22 protein-coding genes are annotated in these 22,772 nt (G+C 61.5%); 10 read left to right on the top strand and 12 right to left on the bottom strand.

Features of this window, described 5'->3' with window-relative positions:
• Window positions 1-393: 393 nt before the first annotated feature.
• The 4 genes from BFP96_RS05880 to BFP96_RS05865 form a co-directional block, all read right to left on the bottom strand.
• A complete protein-coding gene (locus tag BFP96_RS05880; protein WP_065935814.1) occupies window positions 394-2,577 on the bottom strand; it encodes a xanthine dehydrogenase family protein molybdopterin-binding subunit in 2,184 nt (727 codons plus the stop codon).
• A complete protein-coding gene (locus BFP96_RS05875) occupies window positions 2,574-3,563 on the bottom strand; it encodes an FAD binding domain-containing protein (protein WP_065897636.1) in 990 nt (329 codons plus the stop codon). Before BFP96_RS05875 ends, BFP96_RS05880 begins: the two co-directional genes overlap by 4 nt.
• The gene (locus tag BFP96_RS05870) at window positions 3,560-4,084 is read right to left on the bottom strand and encodes a (2Fe-2S)-binding protein (protein ID WP_065886900.1); all 525 of its coding nucleotides are present in this window, start codon (window positions 4,082-4,084) and stop codon (window positions 3,560-3,562) included. Before BFP96_RS05870 ends, BFP96_RS05875 begins: the two co-directional genes overlap by 4 nt.
• Before the next feature lie 96 nt (window positions 4,085-4,180).
• Window positions 4,181-4,627 (bottom strand): DUF4879 domain-containing protein, encoded by a 447-nt coding sequence (locus BFP96_RS05865; protein ID WP_065897651.1) that lies wholly within the window; start codon window positions 4,625-4,627, stop codon window positions 4,181-4,183.
• 188 nt (window positions 4,628-4,815) lie between these two features.
• Between BFP96_RS05865 and BFP96_RS05860 the strand changes: the two genes are divergently transcribed.
• Together BFP96_RS05860 and trmA are read left to right on the top strand one after the other, a co-directional pair.
• A complete protein-coding gene (locus BFP96_RS05860) occupies window positions 4,816-6,111 on the top strand; it encodes an NCS2 family permease (RefSeq protein WP_034117796.1) in 1,296 nt (431 codons plus the stop codon).
• Window positions 6,108-7,187, top strand: a complete 1,080-nt coding sequence (gene trmA / locus BFP96_RS05855; RefSeq protein ID WP_065895206.1) for a tRNA (uridine(54)-C5)-methyltransferase TrmA — start codon at window positions 6,108-6,110, stop codon at window positions 7,185-7,187. Before BFP96_RS05860 ends, trmA begins: the two co-directional genes overlap by 4 nt.
• Before the next feature lie 147 nt (window positions 7,188-7,334).
• Here the strand turns inward: trmA and BFP96_RS05850 are convergent, their stop codons facing one another.
• Window positions 7,335-7,799: a DUF2442 domain-containing protein gene (locus BFP96_RS05850; RefSeq protein ID WP_065895205.1), complete on the bottom strand. Its 465-nt coding sequence runs from the start codon at window positions 7,797-7,799 to the stop codon at window positions 7,335-7,337.
• Window positions 7,796-8,230, bottom strand: a complete 435-nt coding sequence (locus tag BFP96_RS05845) for a DUF4160 domain-containing protein (protein ID WP_065935813.1) — start codon at window positions 8,228-8,230, stop codon at window positions 7,796-7,798. Before BFP96_RS05845 ends, BFP96_RS05850 begins: the two co-directional genes overlap by 4 nt.
• A 331-nt stretch (window positions 8,231-8,561) precedes the next feature.
• Here BFP96_RS05845 and aroQ point away from each other — a divergent pair, with 331 nt between their 5' ends.
• Window positions 8,562-9,008, top strand: a complete 447-nt coding sequence (aroQ, locus tag BFP96_RS05840; protein ID WP_065895204.1) for a type II 3-dehydroquinate dehydratase — start codon at window positions 8,562-8,564, stop codon at window positions 9,006-9,008.
• Window positions 9,005-9,862, top strand: a complete 858-nt coding sequence (locus BFP96_RS05835; protein ID WP_170875982.1) for a shikimate dehydrogenase — start codon at window positions 9,005-9,007, stop codon at window positions 9,860-9,862. Before aroQ ends, BFP96_RS05835 begins: the two co-directional genes overlap by 4 nt.
• 136 nt (window positions 9,863-9,998) lie before the next feature.
• Here BFP96_RS05835 and BFP96_RS05830 read toward each other — a convergent pair whose 3' ends face one another.
• Together BFP96_RS05830 and quiC are read right to left on the bottom strand one after the other, a co-directional pair.
• The gene (locus tag BFP96_RS05830; RefSeq protein ID WP_065886894.1) at window positions 9,999-10,664 is read right to left on the bottom strand and encodes a TetR/AcrR family transcriptional regulator; all 666 of its coding nucleotides are present in this window, start codon (window positions 10,662-10,664) and stop codon (window positions 9,999-10,001) included.
• A 75-nt stretch (window positions 10,665-10,739) separates the two neighbouring features.
• Window positions 10,740-12,641, bottom strand: a complete 1,902-nt coding sequence (gene quiC / locus BFP96_RS05825; RefSeq protein ID WP_065895202.1) for a 3-dehydroshikimate dehydratase QuiC — start codon at window positions 12,639-12,641, stop codon at window positions 10,740-10,742.
• Window positions 12,642-12,851: 210 nt separating this feature from the next.
• Here quiC and BFP96_RS05820 point away from each other — a divergent pair, with 210 nt between their 5' ends.
• On the top strand, window positions 12,852-14,186 hold the full coding sequence (locus BFP96_RS05820) for an MFS transporter (RefSeq protein WP_065886892.1): 1,335 nt from the start codon (window positions 12,852-12,854) through the stop codon (window positions 14,184-14,186).
• Here BFP96_RS05820 and BFP96_RS05815 read toward each other — a convergent pair whose 3' ends face one another.
• Entirely contained in the window at window positions 14,187-15,065 is an 879-nt protein-coding gene (locus tag BFP96_RS05815; RefSeq protein ID WP_065935812.1) for a DMT family transporter, read from the bottom strand.
• Between the two features lie 185 nt (window positions 15,066-15,250).
• On the opposite strand from BFP96_RS05815, the gene BFP96_RS05810 reads away from it, so the two are divergent.
• Genes BFP96_RS05810 through BFP96_RS05800 form a run of 3 tightly spaced genes read left to right on the top strand, consistent with a single transcriptional unit; the run spans window position 15,251 to window position 17,588 of the window.
• Window positions 15,251-15,664: a lipoprotein gene (locus tag BFP96_RS05810; protein WP_065886890.1), complete on the top strand. Its 414-nt coding sequence runs from the start codon at window positions 15,251-15,253 to the stop codon at window positions 15,662-15,664.
• Between the two features lie 55 nt (window positions 15,665-15,719).
• Window positions 15,720-16,613, top strand: coding sequence for a KPN_02809 family neutral zinc metallopeptidase (locus BFP96_RS05805; protein ID WP_065886889.1), 894 nt, complete (start codon window positions 15,720-15,722; stop codon window positions 16,611-16,613).
• Window positions 16,614-17,588 carry an alpha/beta hydrolase gene (locus tag BFP96_RS05800; RefSeq protein WP_065895201.1) on the top strand — a complete coding sequence of 325 codons (975 nt, stop codon included), beginning with the start codon at window positions 16,614-16,616 and terminating at the stop codon, window positions 17,586-17,588. It abuts the gene before it with no gap.
• 611 nt (window positions 17,589-18,199) lie between these two features.
• Here the strand turns inward: BFP96_RS05800 and BFP96_RS05795 are convergent.
• The 3 genes from BFP96_RS05795 to BFP96_RS05785 all read right to left on the bottom strand — a co-directional run bounded on the left by BFP96_RS05795 (window position 18,200) and on the right by BFP96_RS05785 (window position 20,369).
• The gene (locus tag BFP96_RS05795; RefSeq protein WP_065935811.1) at window positions 18,200-18,799 is read right to left on the bottom strand and encodes an HAD family hydrolase; all 600 of its coding nucleotides are present in this window, start codon (window positions 18,797-18,799) and stop codon (window positions 18,200-18,202) included.
• On the bottom strand, window positions 18,796-19,665 hold the full coding sequence (gene tesB / locus BFP96_RS05790) for an acyl-CoA thioesterase II (RefSeq protein WP_065935810.1): 870 nt from the start codon (window positions 19,663-19,665) through the stop codon (window positions 18,796-18,798). The genes BFP96_RS05795 and tesB overlap by 4 nt, the downstream gene beginning before the upstream one ends.
• A gap of 134 nt (window positions 19,666-19,799) precedes the next feature.
• Window positions 19,800-20,369 (bottom strand): GNAT family N-acetyltransferase, encoded by a 570-nt coding sequence (locus BFP96_RS05785; protein ID WP_065886885.1) that lies wholly within the window; start codon window positions 20,367-20,369, stop codon window positions 19,800-19,802.
• Window positions 20,370-20,445: 76 nt separating this feature from the next.
• Here BFP96_RS05785 and BFP96_RS05780 point away from each other — a divergent pair, with 76 nt between their 5' ends.
• Both BFP96_RS05780 and BFP96_RS05775 read left to right on the top strand, forming a co-directional pair.
• Window positions 20,446-21,366, top strand: coding sequence for a histone deacetylase family protein (locus BFP96_RS05780; RefSeq protein ID WP_065895198.1), 921 nt, complete (start codon window positions 20,446-20,448; stop codon window positions 21,364-21,366).
• Window positions 21,367-21,537: 171 nt separating this feature from the next.
• Window positions 21,538-22,764 carry a TIGR03862 family flavoprotein gene (locus tag BFP96_RS05775; protein ID WP_065935809.1) on the top strand — a complete coding sequence of 409 codons (1,227 nt, stop codon included), beginning with the start codon at window positions 21,538-21,540 and terminating at the stop codon, window positions 22,762-22,764.
• Window positions 22,765-22,772: the final 8 nt, after the last annotated feature.

The following is a 22,772-nucleotide window of genomic DNA, read 5'->3' as shown; positions in this document are numbered from 1 at the left end:
TCTGCTTTTGATCTTGATCTCAGGCGCCCCGTTAAACCACGCTGGCCGAACGCAGGCTTGAATCCGTGGGTAACCCGGCAGGACGCCGGGTTAGCCGCACTGGGCCATGGATGGCCCATTGCGGCGGCCCACGGATTCAAGCCGGAGAGAGGGCACACCGAGCCTAAGCGAGGTGCCGAGTGGTGGGGCAAGAGCGTTTTGCTTACTTTTGCGCTTTTCAAAAGTGAGCCGCCGTAAGGGCGGAACCCATAGCAGCCGTGACCACAGAAACGGATATGTACTCGTTCCAATCCAGCATCCTGGTCGGCCCAGAGGCCGCCATCGGGGGCAAGCCCCCTCCCACATTTGGACAGTGGCGCGTCAGTAAAATAGCTATGGGCTGCCCGCTGCCTTTTAGAGCACCTTGTCCAAGGTAATCGGAAACTCCCGAACCCGTTTCCCAGTAGCGTGATAGATAGCATTCGCCACCGCCGCCGCCACCCCGACAATACCGATCTCTCCCACACCCTTGGACCCCAGGGCATTGACGATCTCGTCATGCTCTTCGACAAACAGCACATCAATCTCGCCGATATCGGCATTCACCGGGATATGGTACTCGGCCAGACTGTGGTTCATGGAGCGCCCCAGTTCATGATCAACCTGGGTCTCTTCATGCAGCGCCATGCCAATCCCCCACACCACGCCACCAAGGATCTGGCTGCGCGCCATTTTCGGATTAACCACGCGCCCGGCCGCAATCGCACTGACCACACGGCTGACCTTGATGGTGCCAAGGTCCTCGTCCACGCGAACTTCGACAAACACCGCCGAATGGGTGGCACTGGCATAGCCCTCGCGCTTCTTGTCAGGCTCGCTGTCTACCTGCACCTCAAGCGCGTCCTCACCGCTGTCCTTGACCAACTGAGCCAGCGACACACTCACGTCGCCGGTATGCAACTGGCCCTCTTCGAAACGCACGGACTCGGCGTCCTTGAACACCGGGTAGACCTGCCGCGCGGTCTCCAGCAGTTTCGCATTGAGCGCTTCACAGGCCTGCTGCACGGCGGTACCAACGGACGACACGGTAAACGAGCCGCCCTGCAAGGGCGCCGTGGGCAAGGACGAATCGCCCAGCAGGAAGCTGATATCGCCCATCGCCACGCCGCTGGCCTGGGCCGCGATCTGGGTCATCACGGTGTAGGTGCCGGTACCGATATCGGTGGTGGCGCTGCTGACAGTGAGTTTGCCGTCGCTGTCGATGCGCGCCTTGGCACTGGCTTTCATCTGCATGGCTTCCCACACCCCGCCGGCCATGCCCCAGCCGATCAACTGGCGGCCGTCGCGCATACTGCGCGGTTCGGGGTTGCGCTGGCTCCAGCCGAAACGCTCGGCGCCTTCGCTGTAACACTCGCGCAGGGCTTTGCTCGACCAGGGTTTGTCCTCGTTCTGGTTACGCTCGGCGTAGTTGATCAGGCGCAGCTGCACCGGGTCGATGGCCAGGGCACAGGCCAGTTCGTCCATGGCGCATTCCAGGCCGATCACACCCAGGGCCGCGCCTGGAGCACGCATGTCCAGCGGGGTGAATACGTCCAGCGGTACCAACTTGTAGGTCAACTGCACGTTATCGCAGTGATAAAGCATGCCGCTCCATTCCACCACGTGTTCGCTGAAATCCTCGAAGCGCGAGGTCTGGCCGATCGCGGTATGCCCCAGCGCCAGCAGGCGCCCGTTGGCGGCGGCGCCCATTTGCAAGCGCTGCAAGGTGCGCGGGCGGTAGCCGAAGGTGAACATCTGTTGCCGGGTCAGGGTGACGCGTACCGAGCGCTTCAATGCCAGCGATGCCATGACCGCCAGCGGCAATTGGTACTGCGGGCGCAGACCCGAACCAAAGGCACCGCCGACAAACGCGGCAAAGATGCGCACCTGGCTTTTATCCAGGCCAAACACTTTCTGCACATAGGCCTGGCAGTTCTGCGGCCCCTGGGTCTTGTCGTGGATATGCAGCGTGCCGTCCGGCTGGTACAGCACGGTGCTGGCATGGGGTTCCATCGGGTTATGGTGTTCGATGGGCGTGCTGTAGTGCAGATCGAGGCTGATGGCAGCGCCGGCCCATTCGGCCTGGAAATTGCCACGCGGGCCGGGCGGGGTCTGCGGCGAAGGGTGGGCCGATTCCTGCTGGGTGATCAGGTCCGTCTCGAAGTCTTCGGGCGCGTATTCAATCTCCACCAGCGAGCCGGCATGCCGCGCAAGCTCCAGATTATCGGCGATCACCAGCGCGAGCGGCTGTCCGCTGTAGAGCACGCGGTCGTTGTACAGCGGGCGAAACGGTGAGCCGTCGGCGGCATCCGCATCGGCGAAGGCATCGTCGTAGCTGGCGATCCTGGGGCGATTGAGATGATCAATCACTTGCACCACGCCCGGCAGCGCGAGGGCCCTGGAGGCATCGATCCGGATGACCCGGCCTTTGGCGATGGTGCTCGATACCACACTGCCATGCAGCAGGGCGTCCTCGGGAAATTCACCGGCGTAGCGCGCCTGGCCGGTGACTTTGAGCAGACCGTCGACACGGTCCAGGGGTTTGCCGATGGCACTCATGGCTGTTCTCCCGCGACCGCAGCGTCGCTCAGTGCTCGAATGATTGCGCGGCGCGCCAGCTTGATCTTGAAACCGTTGTGTTGCAGCGGCTCGGCATCTTGCAGCAGGGCATCGGCGGCGTTACTGAAGGTTTCGCGGCTGACGGGGCGGCCGATCAGCGAGGCTTCCACCGCACGGTCACGCCAGGGTTTGTGGGCCACACCGCCAAGGGCCAGGCGGGCGTCGATGATCTCGTCGCCGTCCAACTCCAGGGCAGCGGCAACCGACACCAGTGCAAACGCGTAGGACGCGCGGTCGCGGATCTTCAGGTAGTGACTGTGGCGAGCCAGGTTATCGGCGGGCAATTCCACGGCGGTGATCAGTTCGTCATCGGCCAATTGGTTGTCCCGTTGCGGCGCATCACCCGGCAGGCGGTGGAAGTCGGCAAACTCGATAACCCGCGCCCCGCCGCGCCCTTGCACATGCACCCGCGCCTCCAGCGCTGCCAGGGCCACGCACATGTCCGAGGGGTGCGTGGCGACGCATTGCGCGCTGGCGCCAAGGATCGCGTGGATGCGATTCAAGCCGGTGCGCGCCGGGCAGCCGCTGCCGGGCTCACGCTTGTTGCACGGCACCGTGGCGTCATAGAAATAGTAGCAACGGGTGCGTTGCAGCAAGTTGCCACCGGTACTGGCCATGTTGCGCAGTTGCGGTGAGGCCCCGGCAAGGATGGCCTGGGACAGCAACGGGTAACGCTGCTCGATCAGCGGGTGCCAGGCCAGGTCGGCATTGCTCACCAGCGCGCCAATGAGCAGGCCGCCCTCGGCGGTTTCTTCGATGGCGCGCAGCGGCAATCCGGTGATATCAATCAAGTGTTCGGGGCGGCTGATGTTCTCTTTCATCAGGTCCAGCAGGTTGGTGCCGCCGGCAATGAAGCGCGACGCTGCACTGCTCAGGTGCACCGCCTCGTGCACATCGGCCGGTTTGCTGTACTGGAAGGGATTCATTGCTCACCTCCGCGGTTGCGGCACGCCGGCAGCGCGTCTTCGATGGCGTCGCGGATATTGCTGTAGGCACCGCAGCGGCACAGGTTGCCGCTCATCAATTCCTGGATCTGCGCAGTGTCGTGGGCGCGGCCTTCGTTGGCCAGGCCGACCGCCGAGCAGATCTGGCCGGGGGTGCAGTAGCCGCACTGGAAGGCATCGTGCTTGATAAAGGCTTGCTGCATCGGATGCAATTGGTCGCCGTCGGCCAGGCCTTCGATGGTGGTCAGCTCGGCGCCGTCGCACATCACGGCCAGGGTCAGGCAGGCGTTTACGCGTTTGCCGTCACGCAACACGGTGCAGGCACCGCATTGGCCGTGATCACAGCCCTTTTTGCTGCCAACCAGGTCCAGTTGTTCGCGCAGCAGGTCCAGCAAGGTGGTCCAGGGCAGCACACTCAATTGGCGATCCTGGCCATTCAAGGTCAAGCGTATCGGGTGGGCAACGTACGGCTGGGCCGCCGCGCCATTGGGGGTCGCGCTCATAAACACCTCACGGGTTGGTGTACATCCGCGGCGTTCAGGAAAATCGCCGTCTCAGGGGTACGACTTCCCGGGGTTTTGAGCGTTCAAGATGATTGATCAGTGGATATTGAGTGTTGCGGTCAACGTATTTTGCGGCGGGTTGATCGACGAATTGCTGTAGATGAAGTCCCCCGGGCCCTCGACATTCAGGTCGAACACATAGATATAGCCCATCAGCGTGCCCGCGCCATTGCACGCCTGGCTGATGTTGCCGACCTGGCACACCGCCGTGCGCTGGCCATTGAGCACCGCACCGTTGAAGCGCCCGACCGGGTTGTTACCCAGGCCCACTTCCATCACCGACACCTGGGTTGCCCCGCGATGTGTACACATCTGAGTAACGGTGACCCGCTCCGGGATGGTTTCCGTGCAAGTGGGCGACTCGACCTTGAACACCCGCACCTCGCTCAAAGCCGGTGCAGTCGCGCCCCACGCCGGTGCTGCGCCCAACCACAGGCTGATACTGGCGATCAGCGCTAGACTCCACACGTTGGCTTTTTTCATGCTGTCGATGACCCACTGTTGAACGTCGCTGCAGTATGCCTCAAGGCCATGCGCCACACAGCCTCGGCTGCTGGTATGATGCGCCGCTTTTTCCGATCCTCTCTGAAGCCACAGGCGCTTGGCGCAGTTTGTGCTTTGACTTAGAGGTCAACAAATCACGACGCAAGATAGCGTCACAGGGAGCCGGCATGCTGGAAAAGCTGTTTCAACTCAAAGCCCACAACACCAATGTGCGCACCGAGATTCTCGCGGGTATCACCACATTCCTGGCCATGGCCTACATCCTGTTCGTCAACCCGAGCATCCTCGGCGAAACCGGCATGGACAAAGGTGCAGTGTTTGTCGCGACCTGCCTGGCGGCGGCCATCGGTTCCACCGTGATGGGCCTGATCGCCAACTACCCGATTGCGCTGGCGCCGGGCATGGGCCTGAACGCCTTCTTTACCTATACCGTGGTGCTGCACATGGGCCACACCTGGCAGGTTGCGCTGGGTGCGGTATTCATTTCGGCGGTGCTGTTCTTCCTGCTGTCGATCTTCCGTATTCGTGAGTGGATCATCAACAGCATTCCCCTGCCCCTGCGCTCGGCGATTGCTGCCGGTATCGGCCTGTTCCTGGCGCTGATCGCCCTGCACAACGCCGGTATCGTGGTCGCCAATCCGGCCACGCTGGTGGGCCTGGGCGATCTGAAACAACCGGCGCCGATCCTGGCGACCCTGGGCTTCGTGCTGATCGTCGCGCTGGAAGCCCTGGCAGTGCGCGGTGCCGTGTTGATCGGCATCCTGGCGGTGACCATTGTCTCGATCCTGCTGGGCGTCACCCCGTTCGGCGGCGTGACCTCCATGCCGCCGTCACTGGCCCCCACCTTCCTGCAACTGGACATCAAGGGCGCGCTGGATATCGGCCTGGTCAGCGTGATCTTTGCGTTCCTGTTCGTCGACCTGTTCGACAACTCCGGCACCTTGATCGGCGTCGCCAAGCGCGCCGGGCTGATGGGCAAGGACGGCCATATGCCGAAAATGGGCCGTGCGCTGATCGCCGACAGTACGGCGGCCATGGCCGGCTCGCTGCTGGGCACCTCGACCACCACCAGCTACATCGAATCCGCCGCCGGCGTGAGCGCCGGTGGCCGTACCGGCTTGACCGCCATCGTGGTCGCGATCCTGTTCCTGCTGGCGCTGTTCTTCTCGCCTCTGGCGGCCAGCGTACCGGCCTTCGCCACCGCGCCGGCGCTGCTGTTCGTGGCGGTGTTGATGACGTCCGGCCTGGCCGAAATCGACTGGGATGACATTACCGTGGCAGCGCCGGTGGTGATCACCGCCCTGGCGATGCCGTTCACTTACTCCATCGCCAACGGCATCGCCTTCGGTTTCATCGCCTGGACCGCCATCAAGCTGCTTTCGGGCCGCTACCGTGAGCTGAACCCGGCACTGGTGATTCTGTCGATCCTGTTCGTGATCAAGCTGGGCTGGTTCAACGCATGACTTTCGACGCCGCACACTACACCGCTCAACTGCAAGACAAGGTCACGCGTCTGCGTGACCTGCTGGCACCCTTCGACGCGCCCGAACCGCAGGTCTTCGACTCGCCGCTGCAGAACTTCCGCCTGCGCGCCGAGTTCCGCCTGTGGCGCGAAGGCGGGGATCGCCACTACGCCATGTTCGCCCAGGACGACAAGCGCACGCCGATCCTCATTGAAGAATTTCCCATTGCCAGCCAGCGCATCAATCAATTGATGCCGCAGCTCAAGGCCGCCTGGCAAGCCAGCGCCGCCCTGAGCCACAAGCTGTTCCAGGTGGAGTTCCTGACCACCCTGGCCGGCGACGCGATGATCACCCTGTGCTATCACCGCCCGCTGGACGAACACTGGCACGCCGCCGCCAACCAGTTGGCGGCCGAGCTGGACGTGAGCATCATTGGTCGCTCCAAGGGCAAGCGCGATGTCATCGGCCGCGACTACGTGGTGGAAAAACTCGAGGTCGGCGGCCGCACGTTCAGCTACCGCCAACCCGAAGGCGCCTTCACCCAGCCCAACGGCACGGTGAACCGCAAGATGCTCAACTGGGCGTACGACGCCCTGGGCGATCGCCCGGACGACTTGCTGGAGCTGTACTGCGGCAACGGCAATTTCACCTTGCCGCTGGCAACCCGCGTGCGCAAGGTGCTGGCCACCGAAATCAGCAAGACGTCGGTCAATGCGGCCCTGAGCAACCTCGATGAAAATGCCGTGGATAACGTCACCCTGGTGCGCCTTTCCGCCGAAGAACTTACCGAGGCGCTGAATGAAGTGCGACCGTTCCGCCGCCTGCACGGCATCGACCTGAAAAGCTACGAATTCGGCAGCGTATTCGTCGACCCGCCCCGCGCCGGCATGGACCCGGACACCTGCGAACTGACCCGACGTTTCGACAACATCCTGTATATCTCCTGCAACCCGGAGACACTGGCGGCGAACATTGCGCAACTGCATGACACCCATCGCATTACCCAATGCGCGATGTTTGACCAGTTCCCGTGGACGCATCATATGGAATCGGGTGTGTTGCTGACCCGGCGGTAATCTGCGGGGTATGAGTATCGCCAGTTAAGGCTTTTGCAGGAGCGAGCTTGCGCGCGAAAAACGTCAACGATAACGCATGCTTCCTGGATAAACGCGGTGCCTATGAGTTTTCGCGAGCTCGCTCCTACAGCTCCCCTATTTGGTTATTCAAGTGTCTGTTGGATCTGAGGTCTGCGGTACCTCCTTGCGTGGCCGGCCACCCTTCTTGCCATTGGCACGAGCGGCGGCGGATTTGGCAGCGCTGCTTTTGCGGCCGTTGCGCGATGCCACCAGGCTGGTAGCCAGGTCCATCAGAGGTTGGCTTGTAGCGATCAAGCCGGTGATCGAAACATCCAGGTCCTGGGCCTCACAGCTAATCGCCTTGCCACCGAAAGTCACTTCCAACTGCTGGAAATCTTTCTCTGAAAACCCTTCAAACTCCGGCAGGCCAGCCGCCGGCAACATGACGCGGCTACCATCGCTGAAGCCAATGGAGAGGCAGTCGTTTTCATAACGCACATTGCTGGCGTTGGCGTACAGGCGTTTCAACCTGCGTCCTCGGGCGATTGCCTTGTCAACGTCGGCATCAGTGAGAGGTACATAAGGTGTGACTTTGGCTTTTATGATTTTCATAAATTAATCCCCACACAATCTGGCGCTCTTACCAGATTCAAAATAGTCCGTTGCTCTACGACGTCGTGCCTGGCGCTTGAGATGACGTAGACGCCTTGTCGAATGACCAACCCTGGAACCAACTCACCAGCGTCCCAATTCCAAGAATGATTCTCCAGGCAAACCGTCTGCAGTTTTTCCCACCAAATCCTGCGTGCCCGCGCCAAGTAATGCCGTTGCATGATGGCCCCGCGTATCTCCTTCAGAACCGATAGGGGTGGCTGCCTCCGTTCAGGCTCCACATCCCATAATTCAACGTCCCCGTCCACGAAACTGAAACGGAAACGGAAACGCGCATCCCATTCCTTGCCCCTGACATGTACATGGGGCGGGCAATGCTCATCCCTGAGAAATACCGAGATTACATATCCCTTGTAAGCACCTACTCTCATCGTAACCCATCCGTTAGGTTTTTTTCCGTCAGGTAACAATTTTCCCGTATCACCCGACAACCGGCTTCATGCTCACGAAGCTGCTTCAAAGATTAGTAACGACGAACAAACCGGCGAATGCCGGGTTGTAACCACTCATGCCGACGGCTGGGGAGACTCCGGCCGCACCCCAAAATCGTGTTCACCCTGCAATCCGGCGTAACACTTCACCAGAAATTGCCCTGCTGATTAACAGTTCGATAATCGAACAGAACCCGTGACTTCATTTGACCAAATTAACCATTCAGTACATTTTATCTCCACAACCAATAAAAACTGTGGAGACCCCTCTATGCCGCCTATCGTGCTGGTGCTCAACGGCCCCAATCTCAACCTGCTCGGCACCCGCGAGCCGGCCACTTACGGTCACGAAACCCTGGCTGACATCGCCGCCCTGTGTGGCCGCAGCGCCGAAAAACTCGGGCTGAGCATCGAGTTTCGCCAAACCAACCATGAAGGCGAATTGCTCGACTGGATTCACGCCGCCCGTGCCCGTTGCGCCGGGATCGTGATCAATCCGGCGGCCTGGACCCACACCTCGGTGGCGATTCGCGACGCGCTGGTGGCCAGCGAAGTCCCGGTGATCGAGGTGCATTTATCCAACGTGCATGCCCGTGAAGCGTTTCGCCATCACTCCTTTGTCTCGCCCATCGCCAAGGCGGTATTGGCCGGGTTTGGCAGCCATGGCTACCACTTGGCCCTGGAGCATTTCAGCCACTCGTTGAAAGGATGCGCGTGATGAAACCCCGTGTTCTCGCCGGCCTGATCGGCGCCGGCATCCAGGCCTCCCGCACGCCCGCCCTGCATGAACAGGAAGGTGACGCTCAGGGCTTGCGCTATTTGTATCGCCTGATTGATCTGGACGCGCAGCGTCTGGACAGCCGTGCCCTGCCCGATCTGCTGCGTGCCGCTGAACAGATGCACTTCACCGGCCTGAACATTACCTACCCGTGCAAGCAGGCGATCCTGCCGTTGCTGGATGAATTGTCCGACGAGGCCAGGGGCATCGGCGCGGTTAACACGGTGGTGTTCAAAGACGGCAAGCGCATCGGCCATAACACCGATTGCCTGGGCTTCGCCGAAGGTTTCCGACGCAACTTCAATGACGTGCCACGCCAACGCGTGGTGCAGATGGGCGCAGGCGGTGCCGGCGCGGCAGTAGCGCACGCGCTGCTGGCCGAGGGCGTGGAGCAACTGAGCATTTTCGACGTGGACACCGCCCGTGCGCGCGAGCTTGTGGATAACCTCGCCCGGACTTTTGGCGACGGGCGCGCCCAGGTCGGCAGCCACTTGGCCAACGCCATGGCCGAGGCGCAGGGTTTGGTCAATACCACCCCGATGGGCATGGCCAAGCTGCCCGGCACACCCGTGCCGGCCGAGTGGCTACACGCCGGGTTGTGGGTGGCGGAAATCGTGTATTTCCCGTTGGAAACCCAATTGCTGCGTGACGCCCGCGCCCTGGGTTGCCGCACCCTGGATGGCGGCAATATGGCGGTGTTTCAGGCGGTGAAGGCGTTTGAGCTGTTCTGCGGCCTGACGGCGGATGCAGACCGGATGCTGGCGCACTTCCAGAGCATGAACGCCTCACTGTAGAAACCGGTGTAAAAATGTGGGAGGGGGCTTGCCCCCGATTGCGGTCTGTCAGTCAGGCATGTGTTGACTGATACACCGCAATCGGGGGCAAGCCCCCTCCCACATTGATTGCACTCAGCCCTGAAATCACGTGTTCTCAGGCCTGAAGGTAGCGCAACACCGATTCGCAGATCATCGCGCGATGCCGCTGCTTGATCGCCTCATCCGACAGTTCGATCTGAAAAATCTCGCTGAACGTATGGCGGTTGGATACGCGGTAAAAACTGAACGAGTTGATCAACAGGTGGACGTCCAGCGGCTCCAACCCTTCACGAAACAGTCCCATCTCAGCGCCGCGACGCAAGGTCTCACCGAGACTCTCGAGGATTTTGCTGTTCATGTCCTTGATCGTACTGGTGCGTTTCACATACTCGGCGTTGTGGATATTTTCGATGCTGACGATGCGCACGAAATCCACGTTCTGGTCATGGTGGTCGAAGGTGAACTCCACCAGCCGGCGAATCGCTTCGCGCGGTTCCAGGGCCGTGAGGTTCATGCGGGTTTCGGTGTTGCGGATATCGCCGTAGAGCTTCTCCAGCACCTCGACGTAGAGCTGCTCCTTGCTGCCGAAGTAGTAATAGATCATGCGCTTGGAGGTGTGGGTGCGCTCGGCAATGGCGTCCACGCGGGCGCCGGACAGGCCTTGCTGAACAAACTCGACAACGGCTTCCTGGAGAATATTCTCGCGGGTCTTTTCCGGATTGTTCTTGCGACTCTTGCGCGGTGCATCTGACACGGCAGAGAGGTCGGGAGTCAGGGTCATGGTGCGCTCACGGCGTTTTTATGCAGGCCCGATTATGGGCCGAGGCGCTCCCCGAAGGAAGCACCCCAACCGCCGTTATAAACGTGCCTGGCGCACCGCACCGCTGCGCGACTTGGCCATTGCCGCCAGACGCACGGCCACGTTGGCCGCGCCATAGCCGGCATAGCCGTTCTTGCGCTGGATGATCTCAAAGAAAAACCGGCCCTCGAAGGCTTCGGTGTAGACGTGAAACAGCTCACCGCCCTGGGCGTCACGGTCGTACAGCACGTTGTAGTACGCCAGTTCGCTGAGAAACTCATCGTCGAAATCAAAGCGCGCGGCCAGGTCGTCGTAGTAATTGAGCGGGATGTCCAACAACGGCACCCCGGCCTCCTTGGCCCGGCGCACTTCGGCGAAAATATCCGCGCAATCGAAGGCAATGTGGTGCACGCCCGAGCCGCGATAGCTCGATAGCGCGTGGGAAATGGCAGTATTGCGGTTCTCGGAAATATTCAGCGGCAGGCGGATCGAACTGCAGCGGCTGCGCAATGCGCGGCTTTTGACCAGGCCGTAGGGGTCGGGCAGCACCACTTCGTCGTCAGCTTCAAAATCCAGCAGGCTCTTGTAGAACAGCACCCAGCTGTCAAGGCTGTCGGCCGGCAGGGCCATGGCCATGTGGTCGATGCGCAGCAAGCCACCGCTGGCGGCAGTCGCAGGCTGCAGGTTGAAATCGGTGTCGTAGAGCCCGCCTTCGCTTTGGTCCACCAGGTAGATCAGGCTGCCATCCGGCGCACGCACGGCGGCCAGTTCCAGTTCGTTGGGCCCAACCAGTCCGCGATAGGGCTGGCCCTTGTAGGCCACCGCTCGCTCCAATGCCTTGGCACTGTCTTTGACCCGCATCGCCATGGCGCACAACGACGGCCCATGGGCCTCGAAAAAGTTGTGGGCAAAGGAATAGGGCTCGCAATTGAGGATCAGGTTGATATCGCCCTGGCGCAACAGACTCACATTCTTGGAGCGATGCTGGCCGGCCTTGGCGAAGCCCAGGCGCTCCAACCAGTGCGTGAGTTTGGCGCCAAGGCTTTCATCCACGGCAAATTCAAGGAATTCGATGCCGTCGTATTCGCTGGCTGCCGGCGTCTCAAACAGGATATCCACGGGCGCGGCAGGTTGTTGTGCTGCCAGGCGCTGACGGGTTTTTTCTTCCAGGTACAGCAACGAGCGCAAGCCGTCCGCCGCGTTGGCCCGCGTCGGTGCAGCGCGAAAGCCGTCGTTGAAAATCTCCAGGGACAAAGGCCCGGTGTAGCCACTCTGGATGATCGGCGCAAGAAAACCTGCCAGGTCGAATTCGCCCTGGCCGGGGAAGCAGCGGAAATGTCGGCTCCACTCGAGCACATCCATGGCCAGGATCGGCGCGTCGGCCATTTGTACGAAGAAAATTTTGTCGCCGGGGATCTCGGCGATGGCACTCGGATCGCCCTTGAGGGACAAGGTGTGAAAACTATCGAGCAGCACGCCCAGGCTTGGGTGATTCACCTGGCGCACCAGGTTCCAAACCTGTTGCCAGGTGTTCACATGCTTGCCCCAGGCCAGCGCTTCGTAGCCGATTCTCAAGCCACGGCGGCCCGCGTGTTCGGCCAGCAGGCTGAGGTCGTCGAGCAGGATGCGTTCATCGCCCACGCAATCGGCCGAGGCGTTACTGCACACCAACACTAGGTCGGTGCCCAGCTCCTGCATCAGGTCGAACTTGCGCTCGGCGCGTTCCAGGTTACGGGCCAGGCGGTCACGGCGGCAGCCTTCAAAGTCGCGGAACGGCTGGAACAGGGTGATGGCAATACCGAGGTCAGCGCACATCTGTCTAACTTCGCGCGGGCTGCCGTCGTAATACAATAGGTCGTTCTCGAAAATCTCAACGCCATCAAACCCGGCGGCGGCAATGGCTTCGAGCTTTTCCGGCAGGGTGCCGCTCAACGACACGGTAGCGATGGAACGTTGCATGGGTCACTCCCGGCAATTATTGTTTATGGCAAATTATTCGCCCCCAGCCTACACGCGGCAATTAAAATGTACGAACCGGTTAGTTTTTGGTGCGATTATCGAACACTATGCCCCTTTGGCGAATTGACGACTTTTTAACCACTGCGCACCATCGACCTTGCACTAAGACCCAGATCTCACCATAAAAATTTCAAAAACGGGTACGACCTCATGCCTCTGCAAAATCCCGCCCTGGCCACGCGCCCCGGCACCCCGCACGCCGGCATCGGCGACAAGATCCGCGGCGCCCTGGCCGTGGGTAAAACCCGCTGGGGCATGTTGGCCCTGGTGTTCTTCGCCACCACCCTCAACTACATCGACCGCGCCGCCCTGGGCGTGATGCAACCGATTCTGGCCAAGGAAATGAGCTGGACGGCGATGGACTACGCCAACATCAACTTCTGGTTTCAGGTCGGCTACGCCATCGGCTTTGTGCTGCAGGGCCGGTTGATCGACCGGGTGGGCGTCAAGCGCGTGTTTTTCTGCGCCGTGCTGCTGTGGAGCCTGGCCACCGGTGCCCACGGCCTGGCGACCTCGGCCGTCGGGTTCATGGTCTGCCGGTTTATCCTCGGGCTCACCGAAGCGGCCAACTACCCTGCCTGTGTGAAAACCACGCGCCTTTGGTTCCCCGCCGGTGAGCGCGCAGTGGCGACGGGCATTTTCAACGCCGGTACCAACGTCGGCGCCATGATGACGCCCATGCTGCTGCCGTTGATCCTGCACGTGTGGGGCTGGCAGGCGGCGTTCCTGTGCATGGCTTCGCTGGGCTTGATCTGGCTGGTGTTCTGGGGGCTGAAGTATTACAACCCGGAAGAGCACCCGACCGTCAAACAATCCGAATTGGACTACGTGCAACAGCACGCCGAGCCGGAACAACCTGGCGTACCGTTCAGCCGCATCCTGCGCATGCGCGGCACCTGGGCCTTTGCCATCGCCTACGCACTGACCGCGCCGGTGTTCTGGTTCTACCTGTATTGGCTGCCGCCGTTCCTGAACCAGCAATACAACCTGGGCATCAACGTGACGCAGATGGGCATTCCGCTGATCATCATCTACCTCACCGCCGACTTCGGCAGTGTGGGCGGCGGCATCCTGTCCTCGTTCCTGATCGGGCGCGGGATGAACTCGATCAAGGCGCGGCTGCTGTCGATGCTGTTGTTCGCCTGCTGCATCGTCGGCGTAATCATGGCGGCCGGCTCCAGCCAATTGTGGGTCGCGGTGTTCGCCATCTCCCTGGCCATCGGCGCGCACCAGGCCTGGACCGCCAACATCTGGAGCCTGGTGATGGACTACACGCCCAAGCACATGATGAGCACGGTGTTCGGTTTCGGCGGCATGTGCGCGGCCATCGGCGGCATGTTCATGACCCAGATCGTCGGCCACATCCTCACCGTGACCAACAACAACTACACCGTGTTGTTCACCCTGATCCCGGCGATGTACTTCATTGCGCTGACCTGGATGTACTTCATGGCGCCGCGCAAGATTCCGAAGGTCGACCTGTAATCAACGTCGCCGCTGCTGCCAGGCAGCGGCCAACCCGCTCATGCAGATCACCCCGATACCGACCACGGTGGTCATGTCGGGGGTATGGCTGAACACCAGCCAGCCCAACAATCCCGCAAACACGATCTGGCAATAGCCGAACGGCGCCAGCAAGGCCGGCGCCGCGAAGCGGAACGCCTGGGTGAGCATCAAATGCGCGGTCATCCCGCAGGTGCCCAGCGCCAGCATCATCACGCCATGCCACAGGGTCGGCACCTGCCAGAAGAACGGCACCATCGCACTCATCACCAAGGTGTTGCACAGCCCGGCGAAAAAATTGCTGGTGGTGGGGCTGTCGTATTGGCTGAGAATGCGCGTGAGCAATTGGTAGAAACAGAAGAACAGCGCCGAGCACAGCGGCAACAGCACCGCCGGTGTGAACAACTCACCGCCCGGATGGATGATGATCACCACGCCGACAAACCCGCAGATCACCGCCAGCCATTGGCCACGTGTGACGTGCTCGCCGAGCAAGGGCACCGAGAGCGCCGTCACCAGGATCGGTGCGAGGAAGTTCACCGCCGTGGCTTCCGCCAACGGGATGTAATGCAGCGCCGTGGTGAAAAACAGGCTGGTGCCCAACAGGCACAACGCCCGTACCACCTGCATGCCCGGGCGTTTGCTGCGCAGCACGCGCAGGCCCGATTGGGGCAGGAAAATCCCCGCCATCAACAAGGTGTGCACCATGTAACGCGCCCACACCACCATCACGATCGGGTAGAAACCGGCCAGGTATTTGGACAAGGCGTCGTGGCTGGAGAACAGAAACGTCGCCAGCACAATCAGCAGGATGCCTTTGAAGGGATGGTTGACGCCGGAAAGCGGGGTACTGACAGTCATTGATTTCTCTTGTGTGGCGAGCGGAACGCGATAGCACTCAACCTAGTAATCTAGCAGCCGGGCCTGTGTCTGCCCCAAGAGCATAACCAAACACCGGGCGAACAGCGCACTAAATCAGTGGATTTGAGTCCAACGCTGCACGCACGCTCCGGCGTTGCACACTTTTTAATCAAGGCCATGCCGATATGAAAAAAATCCTGTTTGCGCTGTCTGCCCTCGCCCTGCTCTCTGCCTGCGACAAGGCCCCCAAGGAAGCGCCAAAGCCTGCACCCGCCTCCGTGCAAGCAACCCTGGTGCCCGAGACCCCGCCAACCGATAAATGGGTGGGCAAGTGGATCGGCGTCGAAGGCTTGAACCTGAACATCGCCAAGGATGACAGCATCGGCCGCGGCCACTACATCCTGACCATGCAATATGGCCTGGATGCCGATGCTTCCGGCACGTTCAAGGGCCAGGCAACCGACGAAGGCATCGCCTTCACTCGCCCCGACGGCCCCCAGGTGCTGCGCGCCGGGGACGGTGCCGCCACGGGCCTGAAGTGGCTGGCAGATAAAAAAGACTGCCTGATTGTGGCTGCCGGCGAAGGCTATTGCCGCTGACTACGACCATACTCCCTCCATATTTTTGCCGGACCGTTAACAAGAGGATTGCCCCATGCTATGGAAAAAAGGCCGACGCAGCGACAACGTGGTCGATGCCCGCGATGACAGCGGCGGCGGTGGCGGTGGTATGCGCTTCGGTGGCGGCAAGGGCCTGAGCCTGACCGCTATCGTGCTGATCGTCGGCATCGGCTGGCTCACCGGCCAGGACCCGATGCAGATCCTCGGCCAGTTAACCGGCCAGATGGAGCAGGCGCCGTCGGTCAGCACGCAGCCACAGTCGCGCCAGGCGCCGCCGGCCAACGATGAGCAGGCCGACTTCGTGCGCGCCGTGCTGGGCGATACCGAAGACACCTGGGGCCAGGTATTCCAGGAAAACGGCCTGGCCTACAAGAACCCGAAACTGATCCTGTTCCGTGGCCGCGTGAACTCCGCCTGCGGTGGCGCCACCTCGGCCAGCGGCCCGTTCTATTGCCCGGCGGATCAGCAGGTGTACCTGGACCTGGATTTCTTCCGGGAAATGTCGCAACGCTTCCAGGCCGCCGGCGATTTCGCCCAAGCGTATGTGATTGCCCACGAAGTCGGGCATCACGTGCAAACGCTGCTCGGTATCTCGTCGAAGATCCAGGCTGCGCGCGAGCAAGGTCGCCCCATGCAAGGCGACGGTGGCCTGCTGGTACGCCAGGAACTGCAGGCCGACTGCTTTGCCGGCGTGTGGGCCAACCGCGCACAAAAACGCCTGAACTGGCTGGAGCCCGGCGATATCGAAGAAGCCCTGAACGCCGCCAATGCCATCGGCGATGACCGCCTGCAGCAACAGGGTCAGGGGCGCGTGATGCCGGACTCGTTTACCCACGGTACTTCGGCCCAGCGCGTACGCTGGTTCAAGACCGGCTTCGCCCAGGGGCAGATTGCCCAGTGCGATACCTTTAATGCCAAGAGTCTCTAAATGAATAAACGATTGGGGTTGCTGCTGGGTGTGTTGGTGTCCTGTTGCACCCTCGCGGCCGAACACGGCGTCAAGGTGGTCAGCCCCGATCGTTTTCATCTGGAAGCCGGCGACCTCAGCCTCGGCTTGAGCCAGGATTGGCGCCAGCCGTTGCCCAAGGTCACGCGTGCGCTGATCATCGTGCATGGCCGCCTGCGCAATGCGCAGACCTACCTGCAAAGCGGCATCGACGCCGCCAAGCATGCCGGGGTTGGCGACAATACGCTGGTGATCGCACCGCAGCTTCTCAATCAGTCGGATGTGAAGCGTAACCACCTGGGCGATCAGGTATTGCAGTGGAAGGGTAACGACTGGATGGCCGGCGACCCCTCGACGGGCCCCGGCCATATCAGTTCCTACGCCGCCCTCGACCAGATCATCAAGCACCTGGGCAACCGCACGCTGTTCCCGGCGCTGAAAGAAATCGTCATCGCCGGGCATTCAGGTGGTGGCCAAGTGGTACAACGCTTCGCCCTCACCGGCCACGATCACCCCTTGCTGCAAACCGAAGGCATCAGCCTGCGGTACGTGGTCGCCAACCCCTCGTCCTACGCCTACTTCAGCCCACAGCGGCCGGTGCCGTTCGACGCGGCCAGTTGCCCAGGTTTCAACGACTGGAAATATGGCATGCAAAACCTGCCGAATTACGTCGGTAACCAAGGCGCACAGCAACTGGAGCAAGCCTACGTGTCGCGCGACATCACCTATCTGCTGGGCCAGCAGGACACCGACCCCAACCATCCTGCGCTGGATAAAAGCTGCGAAGCCGAAACCCAGGGCGCGTATCGGCTGATTCGCGGGCACAACTACGTTGACTACCTCAAGCAGCGACATCCGCAGCTGGGTCACAGGCTGGTGGAGGTGCCGGGGGTTGGGCATGACGGGGACAAGATGTTTACCTCGCCGCAGGGGCAAAAGGTGTTGTTTCCACAATAATCACTGAGGAACCCGGATCAACATGTGGGAGGGGGCTTGCCCCCGATGGCGGTGGGTCAGCCAGCACATGCTTAGCTGAAAGACCGCTATCGGGGGCAAGCCCCCTCCCACAGTTGATCGCTATTGCCTGGACTGGATCATCTGGCGCAATAACGACGGGGACAGAAAGTGTTGTTCCCACAATAACTGAAGAAACCGGATCAAACATATGGGAGGGGGCTTGCCCCCTCCCACAGTTGATCGCTATTGCCTGGGCTGGATCATTTGGCGCAATAACGACGCGGACAGAAAGTGTTGTCCCCACAATAACTGAAGAAACCGGATCAAACATGTGGGAGGGGGCTTGCCCCCGATGGCGGTGGGTCAGCCAGCACATGCTTAGCTGACAGACCGCTATCGGGGGCAAGCACCCTCCCACAGTTGATCGCTATTGCCTGGGCTGGATCATTTGGCGCAATAACGACGCGGACAGAAAGTGTTGTTCCCACAATAACTGAAGAAACCGGATCAAACATGTGGGAGGGGGCTTGCCCCCGATGGCGGTGGGTCAGCCAGCACCTGTTTAGCTGAAAGACCGCTATCGGGGGCAAGCCCCCTCCCACAGTTGATCGCTATTGCCTGGGCTGGATCATTCGGCGCAATACCGAACAGTCCTCGGCATGCCAATCCGCCAACTCAGGCCACGGGTTCTCCGGCAGGTTCACCAACACGGTCCTGGTGCCCGCTGCCCGGCCACAGTCCAGGTCAAAACGATAATCCCCCACCATCACCATCTCGCCGGGGGCCACGCTCCAGGCCGCCGCCAGTTTCAACAAGCCACCCGGGTCAGGCTTGGGCGGCGCGTCCTCACGCCCCAGCACATCCTCAATGGCAAAGCAGTCCGCCAGGCCGATCGCCTCCAGGGTGATATGCGCCAGCTCCTGGGCATTGCGCGTCAGAATCCCCAGGCGATAACCGCGTGCGGCCAGCTCGCGCACCAGTTCAACCGCACCTTGCGCCGCCACCGAGCCCAGCGCCAGCTCGCGCTCGTGCTCCAGCAGCCAGGCATGTTTGGCCGCCGCGATATCCGCCGGCAATGCGGCAAGGTGAGTAAGGATGTCGTCTTCGGCGGGAATCTCCAGGGCCACCCGGATGGCCGCGAAATCATGCACCGCCACCGTGAGGGTGCCATCCATGTCGAACACCCAATGCCGGACGTCGGCCAGGCTCATGCCCAGTCCTTGCGATGGCGAATCAAGCCTTCCTGGGTCACCGAGGCCACCAGTTGCCCGGCGCGGTTGTACACGCTGCCGCGGGAAAACCCACGGGAGTTGCCGGCCCAGGGGCTGTCCATGGCGTACAGCAACCAGTCATCGGCGCGCAGGTCGGCGTGAAACCACAGCGCGTGGTCGAGGCTGGCGACCTGCATGTCTTTCTGCCACACGGTCTTGCCATGGGGCAGCAGCGAGATGGTCAGCAGGCCGAAGTCCGAAGCGTAGGCCAGCAGGTATTTATGCAATGCCGGCGCATCGGCCAGGGCGCCGTCGGCGCGAAACCACACGTACTTGACCGGGTCGGACGGCTGCGGGTTGAACGGGTCTTTTTCGGTGACCGGGCGCACTTCGATGGGCTTGGGGCACAGCAGCTTGTCACGCATGTGCTCGGGGATCAGATGCGCGCGCTGCTGAGTCAGTTCCAGCTCCGAGGGCAGGTTCTCCGGGCCGACCACTACGGGCATGGTGGTCTGGTGCTCAAAACCTTCTTCGTCGTACTGGAACGAGGTCGTGCAGGTGAAAATCGGATGGCCCTTCTGAATCGCGGTGACGCGGCGCGTACTGAAACTGCCGCCATCGCGCACGCGGTCCACCGAATACACCACCGGCAATGCCGCATCTCCCGGGCGCAGGAAATACCCGTGCAGGGAATGGACGTGACGCGCTTCTTCTACCGTCTGGCTGGCCGCCGACAGCGACTGGCCGAGCACTTGGCCACCGAACAGTTGGCGAAAACCCAGGTCCTGGCTGCGGCCGCGAAAGAGGTTTTCCTCGATCGGCTCCAGGGTCAGCAAGTCCACCAGATCTTCCAATACTTGGCTCATTCACACTCTCCTCAGAGCAAAACAGCATCTACCTTCACCTGTAGGAGCGAGCTTGCTCGCGAAGGTCGTCAATGGTGACGCGGGGTTCCTGATACTCCACGGCGCACTTGCGTTCTTCGCGAGCAAGCTCGCGCCTACCCGTGCAGCGTGTCCAACCATTGGGCGCGGGTGATGCGGTACAAAACATGTGGGCGCAGCGGGTCATCGGCTGCGACTTTGGGGTGTTGAAAATCTGCCTGCGGATCGTAATGCATACCGATGGCCTGCATGACTTTTTGTGAAGGCAAATTGGCTTCAGTGGTGAAGGCGACGATTTCATCCAGGCTCAGGCGATCAAAACCACAACGCAATGCGGTCCATGCCGCCTCGCTGGCGTAACCCAGGCCCCAATGTTCGCGGGCCAGGCGCCAGCCGATTTCCACCGCCGGGGTGAAGCCCGCTTCAAAACTGACGTTCTGCAGCCCGGTCAGGCCGATGAATTCGCCGGTGTCCTTGCGCTGCAAAGCCCAGAAGCCAAAACCATATTCGGCAAAATGGCCGCGAATCCGCCCAATCAGTGCGGCGCTTTCCAGGTGGCTCAACCTGGCCGGGAAATAGCGCATCACCTGCGGGTCGTTGCACATCTGCGCGAACGCCTGCAGGTCGCTGTCACGCCATGGGCGCATGACCAGGCGTGCACTTTCCAATTCCAGTATCGGCTCCATGGTTCCCCCTCCCTTGCCATGTGCGTGAGTGTACAGCGCTGGTAAGATCCGACGCAGATTCCCGTCAGAAAATCCCATGCCTTTGCCATTGATCTACCACGATGATTACAGCCCCGAGTTCCCGGCGGACCACCGGTTCCCCATGGACAAGTTTCGCCTGTTGCGCGACCACCTAGTGGACAGCGGCCTGACCGAGGACAGCCAGTTGCTGCGCCCGCAACTGTGCCCGGGGGAGATTCTGGGCCTGGCCCATGACACCGGGTATATCGAACGCTATATGAGCGGCGAGTTGTCTCGCGAGGACCAACGGCGCCTCGGCCTGCCGTGGAGCGAGGCCCTGGCGCGCCGCACCGTACGCGCGGTGGGCGGCTCGATCCTGGCGGCGGAGCAGGCGCTGGAACACGGCCTGGCCTGCCATCTCGCCGGCGGCACCCATCACGCCCATTACGATTATCCGGCGGGCTTTTGCATCTTCAATGACCTGGCGGTGATCAGCCATTACCTGCTGGCCGGCGGCCGGGTCAATCGGGTGCTGATCTTCGATTGCGACGTGCACCAGGGCGACGGCACCGCGCGTATCCTGCATGACACGCCGGACGCCATCACCGTATCGCTGCACTGCGAAAAGAACTTTCCGGCGCGCAAGGCCCAGAGCGACTGGGACATTCCGTTGCCGATGGGCATGGGCGACGACGACTATCTCAAGGTGGTCGATGACGCGCTCAATTACCTGCTGCCGCTGTACCAGCCGGACCTGGTGCTGTACGACGCGGGTGTGGACGTACACAAGGACGACGCCCTCGGTTACCTCAAGCTGACAGATGCCGGCGTTGCCGCGCGCGATGAAAGCGTGATGCGTCACTGCCTGGGCCGCGATATTCCAGTGATGGGCGTGATCGGTGGCGGCTACAGCAAGGACCGCCCTGCCCTGGCCCGCCGCCACGGCATCCTGCATCACAGTGCGCAGCGGGTGTGGACGTCATCAGGTTGTCATTGAAGTGTGGGCGTTACCCACAATGCCTGTGGAACCACCTGTGGATAACTTGAGCGTAACGGCCTGCAAGCAAGTAACCGTATGGCGTGTAGGAAACTGTACATTTTTTGATCAGGCAGCCGTGCCGTCGTCGGGTAGAATGCTCGGCCTATTCACACCACCGTAGTCTTGCCCATGCCTCAGTCTTCTCCCCCCTCTGTCTCCATTATCGGCGGCGGCCCTGCCGGGCTGATGGCCGCCGAAGTCTTGAGCCAGGCGGGGGTGCGGGTGGCGCTGTACGACGGCATGCCGTCGGTGGGGCGCAAGTTCCTGTTGGCCGGCGTGGGCGGCATGAACATCACCCACTCCGAAGCCTACCCGGCGTTCCTTGCGCGCTATGCCGAACGCGCGCCGCACATGGCACCGTTGCTGCGCAGCTTCGGGGCCGAGGCGTTATGCGAGTGGATTCACGGCCTGGGCATTCAAACCTTTGTCGGCACCTCCGGCCGTGTGTTTCCTACGGACATGAAAGCCGCGCCGCTGCTGCGTGCCTGGCTCAAGCGCCTGCGCGAACAAGGCGTGGTTATCCACACCCGACATCGCTGGGTGGGCTGGAATGCCGAGGGTGAGCTGCTTATCCACAGCCCCGAAGGCGAAAAAGTTGTCCACAGCGATGCCGTGCTGCTGGCCCTGGGTGGCGGCAGTTGGTCCCGCCTGGGCTCCGATGGGGCCTGGCTGAATTTGCTGGAAGGCCAAGGCGTGCCTTACGTGCGCCTGCAACCGAGCAACTGCGGGTTCGAAGTGTCCGCCTGGAGCGAGTTGATGGTCAGCAAATTCGCCGGAGCGCCGTTGAAAAACGTCGCCATTGGACTGGGGGACGATAAGCCCCGCCTGGGCGAATGCGTGGTGACGGCCACTGGTATCGAAGGCAGCCTGATCTATGCGCTGTCGGCGCCGATTCGAGAAGCGATCAACCGTGACGGCGCCGCCACTTTGCATATCGATCTGCTGCCGAGCAAGCCGCTGGACAAGGTGCAGGCTGCGCTGGCAAAGCCGCGTGGTTCGCGCTCGATGAGCAAGCATTTGCACAGTCAGTTGGGGTTGGATGGGGTCAAGGCGGCGCTGTTGCGCGAGCTGGCGCCGGCTGAACATTTCAATGATCCGGCGCAGTTGGCGGTAGAGATCAAGGCGTTGCCGCTGACATTGGTCAAGACGCGGCCCATCGACGAAGCCATCAGCACCGCAGGGGGTGTGCCGTTTGAAGCGCTGGATGAGCGATTGATGCTCAAGCAATTGCCTGGGGTGTTTTGTGCGGGGGAAATGCTGGATTGGGAGGCGCCGACCGGGGGGTATCTGCTGACGGGGTGTTTTGCCAGTGGCAGGGCGGCTGGGCTTGGGCTGTTGGAATGGCTTAGGCGCTGAGAGGTTTG

This window comes from Pseudomonas sp. 34 E 7, assembly GCF_900005715.1.
GTDB classification, from domain to species: domain Bacteria; phylum Pseudomonadota; class Gammaproteobacteria; order Pseudomonadales; family Pseudomonadaceae; genus Aquipseudomonas; species Aquipseudomonas orientalis_A.
This window is presented reverse-complemented; position numbering and strand designations above follow the sequence as displayed.

Bases quoted from the DNA above. Each gene is read 5' to 3' on its own strand.
- BFP96_RS05880 (WP_065935814.1), bottom strand. From the start codon at position 2,577: ATGAGTGCCATCGGCAAACCCCTGGACCGTGTCGACGGTCTGCTCAAA.
- BFP96_RS05875 (WP_065897636.1), bottom strand. From the start codon at position 3,563: ATGAATCCCTTCCAGTACAGCAAACCGGCCGATGTGCACGAGGCGGTG.
- BFP96_RS05870 (WP_065886900.1), bottom strand. From the start codon at position 4,084: ATGAGCGCGACCCCCAATGGCGCGGCGGCCCAGCCGTACGTTGCCCAC.
- BFP96_RS05865 (WP_065897651.1), bottom strand. From the start codon at position 4,627: ATGAAAAAAGCCAACGTGTGGAGTCTAGCGCTGATCGCCAGTATCAGC.
- BFP96_RS05860 (WP_034117796.1), top strand. From the start codon at position 4,816: ATGCTGGAAAAGCTGTTTCAACTCAAAGCCCACAACACCAATGTGCGC.
- trmA (WP_065895206.1), top strand. From the start codon at position 6,108: ATGACTTTCGACGCCGCACACTACACCGCTCAACTGCAAGACAAGGTC.
- BFP96_RS05850 (WP_065895205.1), bottom strand. From the start codon at position 7,799: ATGAAAATCATAAAAGCCAAAGTCACACCTTATGTACCTCTCACTGAT.
- BFP96_RS05845 (WP_065935813.1), bottom strand. From the start codon at position 8,230: ATGAGAGTAGGTGCTTACAAGGGATATGTAATCTCGGTATTTCTCAGG.
- aroQ (WP_065895204.1), top strand. From the start codon at position 8,562: ATGCCGCCTATCGTGCTGGTGCTCAACGGCCCCAATCTCAACCTGCTC.
- BFP96_RS05830 (WP_065886894.1), bottom strand. From the start codon at position 10,664: ATGACCCTGACTCCCGACCTCTCTGCCGTGTCAGATGCACCGCGCAAG.
- quiC (WP_065895202.1), bottom strand. From the start codon at position 12,641: ATGCAACGTTCCATCGCTACCGTGTCGTTGAGCGGCACCCTGCCGGAA.
- BFP96_RS05820 (WP_065886892.1), top strand. From the start codon at position 12,852: ATGCCTCTGCAAAATCCCGCCCTGGCCACGCGCCCCGGCACCCCGCAC.
- BFP96_RS05815 (WP_065935812.1), bottom strand. From the start codon at position 15,065: ATGACTGTCAGTACCCCGCTTTCCGGCGTCAACCATCCCTTCAAAGGC.
- BFP96_RS05810 (WP_065886890.1), top strand. From the start codon at position 15,251: ATGAAAAAAATCCTGTTTGCGCTGTCTGCCCTCGCCCTGCTCTCTGCC.
- BFP96_RS05805 (WP_065886889.1), top strand. From the start codon at position 15,720: ATGCTATGGAAAAAAGGCCGACGCAGCGACAACGTGGTCGATGCCCGC.
- BFP96_RS05800 (WP_065895201.1), top strand. From the start codon at position 16,614: ATGAATAAACGATTGGGGTTGCTGCTGGGTGTGTTGGTGTCCTGTTGC.
- BFP96_RS05795 (WP_065935811.1), bottom strand. From the start codon at position 18,799: ATGAGCCTGGCCGACGTCCGGCATTGGGTGTTCGACATGGATGGCACC.
- tesB (WP_065935810.1), bottom strand. From the start codon at position 19,665: ATGAGCCAAGTATTGGAAGATCTGGTGGACTTGCTGACCCTGGAGCCG.
- BFP96_RS05785 (WP_065886885.1), bottom strand. From the start codon at position 20,369: ATGGAGCCGATACTGGAATTGGAAAGTGCACGCCTGGTCATGCGCCCA.
- BFP96_RS05780 (WP_065895198.1), top strand. From the start codon at position 20,446: ATGCCTTTGCCATTGATCTACCACGATGATTACAGCCCCGAGTTCCCG.
- BFP96_RS05775 (WP_065935809.1), top strand. From the start codon at position 21,538: ATGCCTCAGTCTTCTCCCCCCTCTGTCTCCATTATCGGCGGCGGCCCT.